The organism is Pseudorhizobium halotolerans (assembly GCF_902153235.2).
Taxonomy (GTDB): domain Bacteria; phylum Pseudomonadota; class Alphaproteobacteria; order Rhizobiales; family Rhizobiaceae; genus Neorhizobium; species Neorhizobium flavum.
The window spans coordinates 1-13087 of record NZ_CABFWE030000017.1; the positions used below are offsets into that span (position 1 = coordinate 1).

12 protein-coding genes, 2 pseudogenes and 1 other annotated feature are annotated in these 13087 nt (G+C 61.5%); of the genes and pseudogenes, 3 read left to right on the plus strand and 11 right to left on the minus strand.

Annotated features, from left to right (window positions below):
- Nucleotides 1–66, minus strand: a sequence feature (AL1L pseudoknot). This feature is flagged as partial in the annotation.
- The 9 genes and pseudogenes from FN060_RS22560 to hutI form a co-directional block, all read right to left on the minus strand.
- Nucleotides 1–350, minus strand: a pseudogene (locus FN060_RS22560) (transposase); the annotation flags it as partial. Its footprint overlaps the feature before it by 66 nt.
- Nucleotides 351–517: 167 nt before the next feature.
- Nucleotides 518–1300, minus strand: a complete 783-nt coding sequence (locus FN060_RS22565) for an ABC transporter ATP-binding protein (RefSeq protein ID WP_142590157.1) — start codon at nucleotides 1298–1300, stop codon at nucleotides 518–520.
- Nucleotides 1297–2070: an ABC transporter permease gene (locus FN060_RS22570; RefSeq protein ID WP_142590158.1), complete on the minus strand. Its 774-nt coding sequence runs from the start codon at nucleotides 2068–2070 to the stop codon at nucleotides 1297–1299. Before FN060_RS22570 ends, FN060_RS22565 begins: the two co-directional genes overlap by 4 nt.
- A 52-nt stretch (nucleotides 2071–2122) precedes the next feature.
- On the minus strand, nucleotides 2123–3067 hold the full coding sequence (locus tag FN060_RS22575) for an ABC transporter substrate-binding protein (protein WP_142590168.1): 945 nt from the start codon (nucleotides 3065–3067) through the stop codon (nucleotides 2123–2125).
- Nucleotides 3068–3110: 43 nt separating this feature from the next.
- The gene (locus FN060_RS22580) at nucleotides 3111–3734 is read right to left on the minus strand and encodes a HutD/Ves family protein (protein ID WP_142590159.1); all 624 of its coding nucleotides are present in this window, start codon (nucleotides 3732–3734) and stop codon (nucleotides 3111–3113) included.
- A gap of 4 nt (nucleotides 3735–3738) precedes the next feature.
- The gene (gene hutU, locus FN060_RS22585) at nucleotides 3739–5424 is read right to left on the minus strand and encodes a urocanate hydratase (protein WP_142590160.1); all 1686 of its coding nucleotides are present in this window, start codon (nucleotides 5422–5424) and stop codon (nucleotides 3739–3741) included.
- Nucleotides 5421–6236, minus strand: coding sequence for an N-formylglutamate deformylase (gene hutG, locus FN060_RS22590; RefSeq protein WP_142590161.1), 816 nt, complete (start codon nucleotides 6234–6236; stop codon nucleotides 5421–5423). The genes hutU and hutG overlap by 4 nt, the downstream gene beginning before the upstream one ends.
- A complete protein-coding gene (hutH, locus tag FN060_RS22595; protein WP_142590162.1) occupies nucleotides 6233–7774 on the minus strand; it encodes a histidine ammonia-lyase in 1542 nt (513 codons plus the stop codon). The genes hutG and hutH overlap by 4 nt, the downstream gene beginning before the upstream one ends.
- Nucleotides 7771–8994 carry an imidazolonepropionase gene (gene hutI, locus FN060_RS22600; RefSeq protein WP_142590163.1) on the minus strand — a complete coding sequence of 408 codons (1224 nt, stop codon included), beginning with the start codon at nucleotides 8992–8994 and terminating at the stop codon, nucleotides 7771–7773. The genes hutH and hutI overlap by 4 nt, the downstream gene beginning before the upstream one ends.
- A 138-nt stretch (nucleotides 8995–9132) precedes the next feature.
- Here hutI and FN060_RS22605 point away from each other — a divergent pair, with 138 nt between their 5' ends.
- From FN060_RS22605 to FN060_RS23625, 3 genes are all read left to right on the plus strand, one after another.
- Complete coding sequence (locus FN060_RS22605; RefSeq protein WP_142590164.1) at nucleotides 9133–10479, plus strand: formimidoylglutamate deiminase; 1347 nt, start codon at nucleotides 9133–9135, stop codon at nucleotides 10477–10479.
- A gap of 94 nt (nucleotides 10480–10573) precedes the next feature.
- Entirely contained in the window at nucleotides 10574–11293 is a 720-nt protein-coding gene (gene hutC, locus FN060_RS22610) for a histidine utilization transcriptional repressor HutC (protein ID WP_142590169.1), read from the plus strand.
- Nucleotides 11294–11523: 230 nt separating this feature from the next.
- Nucleotides 11524–12198, plus strand: coding sequence for an SH3 domain-containing protein (locus FN060_RS23625; protein ID WP_183950060.1), 675 nt, complete (start codon nucleotides 11524–11526; stop codon nucleotides 12196–12198).
- Between the two features lie 52 nt (nucleotides 12199–12250).
- Here FN060_RS23625 and FN060_RS22620 read toward each other — a convergent pair.
- Together FN060_RS22620 and FN060_RS22625 are read right to left on the minus strand one after the other, a co-directional pair.
- A pseudogene (locus FN060_RS22620) lies at nucleotides 12251–12700 on the minus strand (transposase); the annotation flags it as partial.
- 54 nt (nucleotides 12701–12754) lie between these two features.
- Nucleotides 12755–13087: DDE-type integrase/transposase/recombinase (locus FN060_RS22625; RefSeq protein WP_142590167.1), on the minus strand; the 333-nt coding region annotated here is incomplete at its 5' end.

Here is a 13087-nt window from a genome sequence, read left to right on the forward strand (position 1 = left end):
GTGTTCGTCGATGAAGGAAATCATCGCTTCAGTGGGCGGTCGAGCTCCGCCTGGGCAAAATACGCCGAGGCTTTGCGTAGGATCTCATTCGCCTGACGAAGCTCCCGGTTCTCCCGTTCCAGAGCCTTCATCTTCTCAGCCACGTCACTTGGCAGACCTGCACGCTTGCCGCTGTTGACCTCGGCCTTCCTCACCCATTCATGGAGGGTACGCGCCGAGCAGCCGATCTTGGCCGCTATCGATGATACCGCCGCCCAGCGCGATGAGTATTCGGCTTCATGTTCCTTCAACATCCGAACGGCGCGGGCGCGGACTTCAGGGGAAAATTTGTTCGTCGTTTTGCTTGTCATAGACCCTATTTCTCACGAGCTGGGGTCTCCGGCAAAGCCGGGGCGGTTCATTCCACTGATTTGGGAATCCACTTTGTCAACAGGACCTAGGTGTATGTCGCGGCTTCCCCCTCCAGCGCCGGGAGCGGTTCACCCACTTATTGATGGATATGACACCACCGCGGACCTCAGCTGGTTGCTGCCAGGATGGCTTCGCTGCGGATCTCCTCCGTCAACTGCAGTCGCAGGCGCGAAAACTCCGGGCTTGCCTTTACGGTATAGTGACGAGGATGCGGAATATCCACCGGTGTGATCGACTTAATCCTGCCGGGGCGTGCGGTCATCGTCACCACGCGAGAGGCCATGAACACGGCCTCTTCGATATCGTGGGTAACAAAGATCACCGTCTTCTGTTCGCGTTCCCAGATCCCGAGCAGCAGTTCCTGCATCAGTCCTCGGGTCTGGTTGTCGAGCGCTCCGAACGGTTCGTCGAGCAGCAGGATCTTTGGGTCGTTCGCCAGGGCTCGCGCGATTGCCGTGCGCTGTTGCATGCCACCGGAGAGCTGCTTCGGCCAGTGATCCTCGAAGCCGCGAAGGCCCACCTTATCGATGTAGCTGTCAACGATCTCCTTGGAGGAGGCCGCAGGAACGCCGCGTTCGCGCAGGCCGAAGGCGACGTTCTCGCGCACGGTCAGCCATGGGAACAGCGTATAGGACTGGAAGACCATGCCTCTGTCCGCACCCGGGCCCCTGATCTCCCTTCCGTCGAGAATGACCTTGCCGGTGGTGGGCTGGTCGAGACCGGCGATGATGCGAAGCAGGGTGGACTTGCCGCAGCCGGATGGACCGAGGATGGTCACGAAGTCGTTCTTTGCAATCTCCAGATCCGTCGGCTGAAGCGCCTGCACGGGCTTGCCGCCGCGAACGCCGGGAAAGGTGCGGCTTACGCCCTGGACAACAAGCTCGCTCATGCCAGTCTCCAGGCAAACAGGTGTCGGTTCGCGGTCTTGAATGCAAAGTCGGATATCAGACCGATGATGCCGATGACGATGATACCGAAGATGATCTGTCCGGTGGCCATCAGCGCTTGGCTGTTGATGATCATGTAGCCGATGCCGGAGGAGGCGCCGATCAGTTCGGCGACGATGACATAGGTCCAGGCCCAGCCGAGGACGAGCCGCAGCGTTTCGGCGATATCGGGCGCATTGGCCGGAATGAGCACGCGCCGCACGATGCCGCGGTCACGCGCGCCAAGGGTGTAGGCGGCCTCGACCAGATCGCGGCGCGTGGCTGCCACGGAGACCGCAACCATCAGGATGATCTGGAAGACCGAGCCGATGAAGATCACCAGCAGCTTCTGCATTTCCCCAATTCCAGCCCAAAGGATGAGGAGTGGGATGAATGCGGACGCAGGGAGGTAGCGCGAGAAGGACACGAAAGGCTCAAGCAGTGCCTCCACCGGCTTGTATGCGCCCATGGCGATGCCGACGGGAACGGCCACGACTGCGGCAAGGACAAATCCCCCGACCACGCGCCACACGGTCATGCCGATGTCTCCCAGGAAGCCCTGCTCGGTTAGCAGGTAGATCCCGTCTTTGACCATCGTGATCGGGTCGGCGAGGAAGGTCGGGGAAACAAATCCGCCGAACGTCGCAAGCGACCAGCCCGCAAAGAACAGCACGAAGAAGAGGATGCCGAGCAGGACGCGAGCCTGCGGGCTGATTGGTTGTAGTGGGCGCATGGTGCCTCGGCGATCGACGACCGGCGGAGAAGTCCCCGCCGGTCTTAAGAACTTACTGGATGAAAGACGTGTCGACGATGGTGGAAAGGTCCGGTTTCGACTTGATGACGCCGATCTCCAGCAAAAGGTCGGCAGCCTTCTGCGAAAAGGTCATGAACTCGCCGTCGAAGAAGGTCTTGTTGGCGGCCTGGTCCTGCCATTCCAGGTACTGCGCCGATTGCCCAAAAGCTTCGGCCGACTGGTTCACGTCTGCACCCATGATGCCGTAGCTCTTCTCCTCGTCAGCCTTGATCATCTCGAGCGCCTCGAAATAGCTCTTGGCGAGAGCCTTTGCCGCCTCCGGGTTGTCCTTGAGAAACTCCGGCGTGCAGCCGAAGGTGTCCATGACGGCCGGATAGTCCAGGGTAGTTGCGAGGATCTTCCCCTGATCCGGGGCGGCACGGACCGTCGAGAGATAGGGCTCGTAGGTCATCGCCGCATCATTCTGTCCCGCGACGAAGGCTTGTGCTGCCGGGCCCGGCTCCAGGTTCACGACCTTGACGTCTTTCATCGTCAGCCCGTTTTCCTTCAGCATGTAGGCGAGAAGGAAGTAGGGCGAGGTGCCGGGTGCGGAGGCGGCGACCGTCTTGCCTTTCAGGTCGGCAAAGCTCTCGACATCGTTGCGTACAGCCATGCCGTCGGCGCCGTGGGACTTGTCGAGCTGGAAGATCTGGGTCGCCGGCACGCCATTGGCATTCCAGACGATCCAGGTTTCGACGGTTGTGGCGGCACACTGGATGTCGCCGGATGCAAGGGCGAGATGGCGGCTTGCCTGCGGGATCTTCTTGATCTCGACGTCAAGCCCGTTCTTCTCGAAGATGCCGGCACCCTTCGCCAGCGTCAGAGGCGCAAAACCCGTCCAGCCGGACATGCCGATGGTGACCGAGGTTTCCGCTTTCGCGGCGGTTGATCCCAGCAGAGCCGCAAGCGAGGCGGCGATTACCCAGCAGTTCTTCATCATGGCAGTTCCCCTGTTTGATCTATATTGAGGCATCTTCGGATCATGCCTCTTGTACGGGCATATTATTCACGCGCCGGATATCTTGTCTATACAAGATATCGTCCACCGGCAGTATCGTAACCGCCAAAATAGCACCTTCACCGGTTAGCGAAATCGGCTCTCCCGCTTCGACGATCACGACATCCCGCGCCTGCAGGATCTCTTCTCTGGGGCCGGATGCTACCCGGACGTCAGCGCCCAGGCATAAGACGAAGCGGTTGCGATCCATCCCTGCAAGAAGGAGCGGGAGCGGGTGTCTTTCCACGTGGTGGTTGGCCGTCTCGCGCCTGCTCATGACGTTAAAGTCGACGATCGTGCCGTCGGTGAGCCGAGCCTTGGTCGCAACGTCTGCAGGGAAGCGGTAGGGCCGGGACGACGGGTCAAGGACAGTTGGTTTGCAGCCGTCTACTGCTACCTCCAAGCCGCCGCCCTCGATGACACTCAATGTCCGGTCGATGCCGAGGAAAATCGAGAAGGGGCCATCTTCTGCGACCGTTGCCAAGCTGATGCGCCAGTCAAAGGTGTCCACGGTGGCATTTGCCGGGAAGACGGCGATCTCCACCGTCTCGCCGCGTCCGTTCTTCCAGGGCATGCGCTTGTGATCGCCGGCGCGCAGGACCTTCATGGGCTCAGTTCCCGAGAATGCCGGGCAGCCGCAACCCGTTGTCACGGGCGCAATCAATGGCGAGGTCATAGCCGGCATCCGCATGGCGCATCACGCCAGTGGCTGGGTCGTTCCACAGCACCCGTTCCAGTCGGCGGTCGGCATCTTCGGAGCCGTCGCAGCAGATGACCATGCCGGAGTGTTGGGAATATCCCATGCCCACGCCGCCGCCGTGATGGAGGGAGACCCAGGTGGCGCCGGAAGCGGTGTTGAGCAGCGCGTTGAGCAAGGGCCAGTCGGAGACGGCGTCCGAACCGTCCTTCATCGCCTCGGTCTCTCGGTTTGGCGAGGCGACAGAACCTGAATCAAGGTGATCGCGACCGATAACGATGGGAGCGGAGAGTTCTCCATTGCGCACCATCTCGTTGAAGGCGAGGCCAAGCGTGTGTCGATCACCAAGGCCGACCCAGCAGATGCGTGCCGGCAGGCCCTGGAAGGCGATGCGCTCTTTCGCCATGTCGAGCCAGTTGTGCAGGTGCTTGTTGTCCGGCAGCAGCTCCTTCACCTTGGCGTCCGTCTTGTAGATGTCGTCGGGGTCACCGGATAGGGCAGCCCAGCGAAAGGGGCCGACGCCGCGGCAAAAGAGCGGACGGATATAGGCCGGCACAAAACCAGGGAAGGCGAAGGCATTCTCCAGACCCTCGTCCTTGGCCACCTGGCGGATGTTGTTGCCGTAATCGAGGGTCGGCACGCCGGCATTCCAGAATGCTACCATGGCTTCCACGTGAACCTTCATGGAGGCGCGGGCAGCGTCCTCCACAGCCTTCGGATCGCTCTCCCGCTTCGCCCTTGCTTCCTCGACAGTCCAGCCGATCGGCAGGTAGCCATTGCGCGGATCATGGGCGGAAGTCTGGTCGGTGACGATATCGGGACGCGGGCCGCCGGCTTGCATGCGACGCACGAGTTGCGGAAAAACCTCGGCCGCATTGCCAAGCAGGCCGACGGATTTCGCTTCGCCCTTTGCAGTCCATTCGCCGATCATGGCAAGCGCCTCGTCCAGCGTCTTTGCCTTGGCGTCGACGTAGCGGGTGCGCAGGCGAAAATCGATCCGGGTTTCATCGCACTCGACGGCCAGGCAGCAGGCGCCGGCCATGACGGCGGCGAGAGGCTGCGCGCCGCCCATTCCACCCAGACCACCGGTCAGTATCCACTTGCCCTTCAGGTCGCCACCGTAATGCTGGCGGCCGGCCTCGACAAAGGTCTCGTAGGTGCCCTGAACGATGCCCTGCGTGCCGATATAGATCCACGAGCCGGCGGTCATCTGGCCGTACATGGCGAGACCCTTCTTATCCAGCTCGTTAAAATGGTCCCAGGTGGCCCAGTGCGGCACGAGGTTGGAGTTTGCGATCAGCACGCGCGGCGCATCCTTGTGGGTGCGGAATACGCCGACCGGCTTGCCGGACTGGACGAGCAGCGTTTCTTCCTCGCTCAGCGTCTTCAGGGTAGCGGCAATACGGTCAAAATCGTCCCAGGTTCGGGCAGCGCGACCGATGCCGCCGTAGACCACCAGCTCATGCGGGTTTTCGGCGACATCCGGGTCAAGATTGTTCATCAGCATGCGCAGCGGCGCTTCGGTCATCCAGCTCCTGGCATTGAGTTGCGGACCACGCGGAGCGCGGACGTCTCGGATGTTGTGGCGCGGATTGGTCATCTCTCGTTTCCCATTGCCTTCAGTTCGTAAGCCACCGTCTCCAGACGCTCCAGGATCGCCTTCAGATGAGGCCTGAGCTTCTCCGCCTTTTCCGGGTCGTATGCGAAGGGCACGGCTTCGGCTGCCAGATGCGTCGACTGGGCAAGCTCCATCTGGATTGCGTGAATTCCCTCGGCCGGCTTTCCGTAGTGTCGGGTCGTCCATCCGCCCGTGAACCGCCCGTTGACGATGCTCGTATAACCGGCTGCATAGCCAGCGACCTCGGCGGTGACCCGTTCGAACTCAAGGGCACAGGAGGCGCCTGAATTCGACCCGATGTTGAAATCCGGGAGGGTCCCTTCGAACAGGAAGGGGATGTGAGATCGAATGGAATGGCAGTCATAGAGGACGGCGAGGCCATGGATCGCCTTGACGCGCTCGATTTCTGCAGACAGCGCCGCATGATACGGGCTGTGAAAGGCGTCCAGGCGGGCCGCGATATCGGTGTGGGTCGGCTCTGCTCCCTGCTTCCAGATCGAATTCCCGTCGAAATCGGTCTTAGGGATGAGGCCTGTCGTGTTTTGCCCGGGATAGAGACTGTTTCCGTAGGGATCGCGATTGGCATCGATAACATAGCGGTGAAAGATGGCCCGCACCGTCGTCGCATCCTGGAGAAGGCCTGCATATAGGTCGTGGATGTGCCAGTCGGTATCCGCCAGCAGGCGTCCATTGTCGTTCAGCCTGTCCCATACCTCGGCAGGAACGTCCGTTCCGGTGTGGGGAAAAGCGAGAATGACAGGCGAGTTGCCCCTTTGAATTTCGAAGACCGTCATTGTCCAACCTCCAAAGCGGGCAGGAGTCCATCCGTTACGGCGGCGACCAGCGCACCGGAAGCCACCAGTTCACTCGCCTTGGCGAGATCAGTTGCCATGTAGCGATCGTCGTCCAAAGCGGAAACGAAAGCGCGCAGGACAGCCGCTGCCTTCTCCAGCTCCGGTCCGGTTCTCAGCGGCCCACGCAGCTCGATCCCTTGCACCGCAGCTAGCGCCTCGATTCCAAGGATGCCGAAGAGATTCTCCGTCATGGCGAGCAAGCGCCGGGCGCCATGGCAGGCCATGGAGACATGGTCTTCCTGGTTTGCCGAGGTCGGGGTCGAGTCGACAGAGGCCGGATGCGACATCTGCTTGTTCTCGCTCATCAGCGCCGCAGAGGTGACTTCCGCGATCATCAGTCCGGAATTGAGGCCTGGTTTCTTCGACAAGAATGCAGGCAGGCCATAGGAGAGCGCCGGATCGACCAGCAATGCGACGCGCCGCTGGGCAATGGCGCCGATCTCGCAGATCGCCAGCGCGATCTGGTCTGCGGCAAAGGCCACCGGCTCTGCGTGAAAATTGCCGCCGGACAGCACCTGGTTGTCGGACAGGACGAGCGGATTGTCGGTCACTGCGTTCGCCTCGATCTCCAGTGTGCGCCCGACCTGGCGCAGAAGATCGAGGCAGGCGCCGTCGACCTGAGGCTGGCAACGGATGCAGTAGGGGTCCTGGACACGCTCGTCCCCGTCGATGTGGCTTGCCCGGATCTGCGAACCCTCCAGCAGCCGCCGCAGGGCGGCCCCCGCATCGATCTGCCCCTGATGCCCGCGCAGCGCGTGGATCTCGGGATGGAACGGCTCCGACGATCCCATGGCCGCGTCGGTGGACATGGCGCCCGTGACAAGCGCCGTCTGTGCCGCACGGTGGGCGCGAAACAGACCCGCGAGCGCCAGTGCGGTCGAAACCTGCGTTCCGTTGATCAGCGCAAGCCCTTCCTTCGCAGCGAGCTCGATGGGCCCAAGGCCTGCCTGCGCCAGTGCCGCAGCACCGGGTAGGACGCGCCCGTCATGCATCGCTTCGCCTTCGCCCATCATCACGGCAGCCATATGAGCAAGCGGTGCAAGATCGCCAGACGCTCCTACCGAACCTTTCTCCGGAATGACGGGGATGACGCCTTTTTCCAGCATGTTTTCGAGCAGGCGCACGAGCTCCAGCCGGACACCGGAAGCGCCGCGGCCAAGCGAGATCAGCTTCAGCGCCATGATCAGGCGCACGACGTCTTCCGGCAGAGGGCTTCCAAGCCCGCAGCAGTGCGACAGGATGAGGTTTCTTTGCAGCTTTGCCACGTCGGCGCTGTCGATCTTGATCGATGCGAGCTTTCCGAAGCCGGTGTTGATCCCGTAGACGGGCTCGTTGCCTGCAGCGATCTCGGCAATTCGGCGCGCGCCTTTTTCAATCCCTGCATCGAAGGACCGATCGAGCGCTGCCGCACACTTGCTCCAGTAGATTGCCGCAAGCTCGGTGAGGGTGACGCGCCCGGGATGAAGCTTCATCGTCATGTGCCTACCTCTATTCCCTTGAACACCCGGGCGTGAAGCGGGTTGAACCCCATGCGGTAGACCAGTTCTGCTGGTCGCTCGATTTCCCAGATCGCGAAATCCGCCGACTTGCCAACTTCGATCGTGCCGGTCTGGGAAAGCAGGCCCAGCGCTCGTGCAGCTTCGCGCGTGACCCCCGCAAGACACTCATCGACGGTGAGCCGGAACAGAGTCGCTGCCATGTTCATGGCAAGCAGGAGCGAGGTGAGGGGGGAGGTTCCTGGATTACAGTCGGTGGCAACGGCGATCGGCACTGCGGCATCACGCAGCGCCGCAACAGGCGGCTTCTGTGTCTCGTTGATTGCGTAGAAGGCACCAGGCAGAAGCACGGCGACCGTTCCGGCCTTCGCCATCTGAGCGATTCCTTGCCCATCGAGATATTCGAGATGATCGGCGGAAAGTGCACCGTAGGAGGCGGCCATCGCGGCACCTCCGAGGTTTGACAGCTGCTCCGCATGAAGCTTGACCGGGAGACCAAGCGTCCTGGCCTTGTCGAACACCAGACGCATTTCGCCGACGGAGAAGGCGATGCCTTCGCAGAACCCGTCCACGGCATCGATCAGCCCATCCGCGTGACCCTGTTCCATGCCAGGCAGAACCACCTCGCGGATATAGTCCACATTACGGCCCTTATAGGCGGCAGGCGTGGCGTGGGCTGCGAGATAGGACGTGATGACCCGCACGGGGCGCTGGGCTTCCAGTGCCCGTGCTGCCCTGAGCATATTGAGCTCGCCCTCGATGTTGAGCCCGTAGCCGGACTTGATCTCCACTGTCCCGACGCCCTCCCGGAGAAGCGTATCCACACGGGCAAGGCTCGCCTCCACCAGTTCGGGTACGGAAAGAGCATTGGTCGCAGCCACGGAAGAAACGATCCCGCCGCCGGCCCGCGCGATCTCCTCGTAGGTCGCGCCGTTCAGCCGCATCTCGAATTCCATAGCCCGGTCACCGCCGAAGACCAGGTGTGTGTGGCAGTCGATGAAGGCTGGCGTCACCCAGCGGCCTTCAAGGTCCCGGTGTTCGGCCTGGCCTGCGGCCTGCGGCAGGTCATGGGCGCGGCCCATCCAACTGATGCAACCGTCCTCGCACAGAATCGCAGCATCTTCCATGATGCCGCAGCCCGGTTGCTGAGGTGCAAGGGTTGCCAGGCGAGCATTGGTCCAGAGCGTACGGTGGTTCTTCACGCGGCCTCCGAGTTCAACTTGAGTTCCCGGTCATCTTGCGGGACCTTCCCTTCGTTCTCTTTAATGTATATACATAGAACTGTCTTTGGCAAGCGCCGGGATTTGGTCAACATGGACGGTAACAGGCGGAGGAGAATCGTGACGGCGATTCATGCAAAGCAGGCGCTTCTTCCCGAGGGATGGGTTCGGGACGTGCGGATCAAGCTGGCGGAGGGCAAGATTTGCGGAATCGAGCGTGAGGCCGACGCACAGCCGGCGGACGAGCGACACAACACCGTTGTGCCGGCAATCGGCAATCTCCACAGCCACGCCTTCCAGCGCGCGATGGCCGGCCTGGCTGAGATCCGCGGTCCCGGCGACGACAGCTTCTGGAGCTGGCGCACGACCATGTACAAGTTCGCGCTGAGCATGACGCCGGATCACGTCGAGGCGGTCGCTGCGCAGCTCTACATGGAGATGCTCGAAGCCGGCTTCGCCCGCGTGGGCGAGTTCCATTACCTGCACAATGATGCCGAGGGCGGCCACTACGGTGACGTTGCAGAGATGGCCGCGCGGATCGCTGCAGCCTCAGTCGAAACGGGTATCGGCCTGACGCTTCTGCCTGTCCTTTATGCCCATTCCGGCTTTGGCGGTCAGCCGCCGCTCGACGGCCAGCGTCGCTTCATCCACTCGCGCGACAGCTTTGGCCGATTGATGGAACGGTGCGAGACGATCACCGCGTCTCTGTCGGGAGCGGTGCTGGGCGTTGCGCCTCACAGCCTGCGGGCCGTGACCGAGGAGGAACTGCGCGAGCTGGTTTCGCTTAATGGATCGCGGCCAATCCACATCCACATTGCGGAGCAGACCAAGGAAGTCGAAGACTGTCTTGCCTGGTCGGGTGCCCGTCCGGTGGACTGGCTGTTTGACCATGTCGAGGTCGATAATCGCTGGTGCCTGATCCATGCGACCCATATGTCGGAGGACGAAACCCGCCGGATGGCGCGAAGTGGGGCAGTTGCTGGCCTCTGCCCGATCACGGAAGCGAACCTGGGCGACGGTGTCTTCAACGCACCGACCTTCCTGGAGGAGAAGGGGCGCTTCGGCGTTGGCTCCGACTCCAACATCCTCATCTCGCTGCCGGAAGAACTGCGGACGCTGGAGTATTCGCAGCGCCTGTCGCGCCGTGCGCGCAACGTGATAGCCGACCCCGGAGAATCCACCGGGCGCAGACTGTTCGACGACGCCTGCCGTGGTGCCGGGCAGGCCCTTCAGTCACACAGCGGAATCGAGATAGGCGCCAGCGCTGACTTGATTGCGCTCGACTCGCGTGGATCTCCCCACCTCCCGAAGGACCGCTTGCTGGATTACTGGATCTTCGCCGGGGGTGTCGTGGTCGACGCCGTCTGGGCCGCAGGCCGAAAGCGCGTGGAGGGTGGACGGCATATAAGGCGCGACGCGATCTCACGGCGGTTCAATCACGTGATGCGAGAGCTTGCCCAAGCATGACGCTGGAACACCAGGAAAATTTCCTTCCGGATCGAGGTGTCGCCGGTTTACATCATCCAGACGACTGAGAGGAAAACGACAGATCGTGGCGGACATCGGCGGCAGGACCCAAACGCTGCACCAGCGCATCTTAAACGACATTGAGGGCAAGATTGTCTCCGGACAGTGGCCACCCGGCCACCGGCTCCCCTTCGAGGTCGATCTGGCGGCTCAATATGGATGTTCACGCATGACCGTGAACAAGGTGATGACGCAGCTGGCCAAATCGGGCCTGATCGAACGCCGGAAGAAATCCGGCAGTTTCGTCACGCGCCCGCAGGCCCAGTCAGCGGTTCTTGAGATTGCCGATATCGAGCAGGAGGTGAGGTCGCTGAACTTACGCTACGCCTTCAGGCTCGAACGCCGGCAGGTGAGGGGCGCGACGCAAGCGGATCTCCGAGCTCTGGAAACGAAGCAGGCAAAGGATGTTCTGGCGGTGGTCTGCATCCATTTCGCCGGTGAGCGACCTTTCTGCGTCGAGGACCGCATCATCAACCTGGCTGCGGTTCCCGGCGCCACGACCGAAGACTTCTCCAAAACGCCGCCGGGACGCTGGCTGTTGGGTGAAATCCCCTGGAGCGCCGCAGAGCACCGCATCCACGCGACTGCCGCAACGCCCGAGATGGCCGCCATGCTCGGTGTCGCCAAGGGATGTCCATGCCTTCTGATCGAGCGACGGACCTGGAGCGATGCAGGGACGATCACCTACGTCCGCCTGACCTATCCCGGCGAAACACATTCCCTCGTCGCTCGGTTCACTCCGGCGTCACGGTGAGTATCGCAGCGTTGGGACGCTGGGGAGCGACAAGGAGCGGCGGGCGGCTTGCTGCCTCAGTCGTAGCTGTTGAACAATTCCATCACGGCTGTCTCGCCAGTCGACCATGCATCGGATCCGTTCACCTGCCGCTCGTTTCACACAAGGATGCAACTGCCGCTGACGGATTAAACGGCAGTTCTGCTTGCGAAACCCACCTCCTTCCGACAGACTTTCTGTTGGGGGAAGACATGAAGAAGCGGTACTGGCTGATAGGCGGCATCATCCTGTACGCGTTGGCGCAGGGGACGGGTCCGCCTGACAGTCCTCCGTCTCCTTCTCCCCGCCCGACATCGACCGCTCCGACTGTTGAGGCCGCGCGAGATCCACAGCAGTCGAATGCTCCTGCGAAGGCTCCCGCAAGCGCGTTACCTTCTTCCGAGCCGGATCGCCCAATTGGGCCGTCAACCTCCACTACTACGGGGCCGTCAGGCGACCGCCCCACCAGGTATCTTTCCGGCAACCGCGTTGCCTTTCGTGCCGGACCTTCCACTGACGACGCAATCATCGACCGCTTCGACAAGGGCAGGCGAGTGTTTCTTCTTGACGGTAAGGGTGAGTGGTCCCTGGTCAGGGACACGCTGACGCAGCGAGAGGGCTGGCTAGCGTCGCGTTTCCTCAGGCATGAGGAGCCACAAGCAGATACGGCGGATCCGGCTTCTCCTCCAGCCTTGTCAGAGGCTACCATTGTCCAAAGGATCATTGCAGAATCGCTCGCTAGTTATCCTAGTTCCTGCGCCTGCCCTTACAGCCGAGATAGGGCCGGGAGACGTTGCGGCAGAAGGAGTGCCTACTCCAAACCGGGAGGATACTCGCCTATCTGTTTCCCCGGCGATGTAACTCCTGTCCGTCGTCAAATGATTTGAGACTTTTTGGGCTTTGGAAGAATGGAGTTTCCGGCTCGGTTTGCGGGTTGATTTAAGCCGCTTTGGCCCGGTGGTTCAAGCGGCGCTGTCTGATGGTTTCTCGTTTGATCCTTTTACGTTCGAGCAGAATTGTTTGGCCGCGCCCGAAGTAGACGTCGGCCGGGGTGAGATTGTCGAGGCTCTCGTGGTATCGGCGATGATTGTAATGCTTCACGAAGGCCGCGATCTGGGCTTCGAGGTCCTCCTGGAAGAAGTAGTTTTCCAGAAGGATGCGGTTTTTCAGCGTCTGGTGCCAGCGTTCAATTTTTCCCTGCGTCTGCGGGTGGCCGGGAGCGCCGTGGACCTGGTCGATCTTGTATTCCTCCAGCCATTCGCCGAGATCGGAGGCAACGTAACACGGGCCGTTGTCGGACAGTAGGCGGGGCCGGTGTTCAACCGTGACCTTATCGCAGCCTGAGGCGGCGAGTGCCAGGTCCAGCGTATCGGTGACATCGTCCACCTTGGTTCTGTCTCAAATCGGATCGAGGTACACATGGTGAGCTATGCGCGCAGCAGCTCAGGCAGCAATTAGCTCGAATTGTTCCGCGATTGACGGAAGTGGATTGCAGGCGAACCTCGCCTGTCGTTTCCGCATCATGTGGACCATCTCGATGTCTGACAGAATGGTGGCGGCTGTGGCCGCGGATTTGAAGCCGAGCATGGACCGAACGCGACGCTTGACGCGTCGATGGTCTTGCTCGATCCGATTGTTGAGATATTTGCTCCTCCGAATGTGGATCGGTTTGAGTGAGCGTTGCGATCGGTCGCGTAGGCGGTCTTCGGCATCGCTGGAAATGACGGCCTCGTGATTGGTTTGGCTGCCGTCAATGACGATGCGATCTGGGCGCCC

Bases quoted from the DNA above. Each gene is read 5' to 3' on its own strand.
- FN060_RS22565 (WP_142590157.1), bottom strand. From the start codon at position 1,300: ATGAGCGAGCTTGTTGTCCAGGGCGTAAGCCGCACCTTTCCCGGCGTT.
- FN060_RS22570 (WP_142590158.1), bottom strand. From the start codon at position 2,070: ATGCGCCCACTACAACCAATCAGCCCGCAGGCTCGCGTCCTGCTCGGC.
- FN060_RS22575 (WP_142590168.1), bottom strand. From the start codon at position 3,067: ATGAAGAACTGCTGGGTAATCGCCGCCTCGCTTGCGGCTCTGCTGGGA.
- FN060_RS22580 (WP_142590159.1), bottom strand. From the start codon at position 3,734: ATGAAGGTCCTGCGCGCCGGCGATCACAAGCGCATGCCCTGGAAGAAC.
- hutU (WP_142590160.1), bottom strand. From the start codon at position 5,424: ATGACCAATCCGCGCCACAACATCCGAGACGTCCGCGCTCCGCGTGGT.
- hutG (WP_142590161.1), bottom strand. From the start codon at position 6,236: ATGACGGTCTTCGAAATTCAAAGGGGCAACTCGCCTGTCATTCTCGCT.
- hutH (WP_142590162.1), bottom strand. From the start codon at position 7,774: ATGACGATGAAGCTTCATCCCGGGCGCGTCACCCTCACCGAGCTTGCG.
- FN060_RS23625 (WP_183950060.1), top strand. From the start codon at position 11,524: ATGAAGAAGCGGTACTGGCTGATAGGCGGCATCATCCTGTACGCGTTG.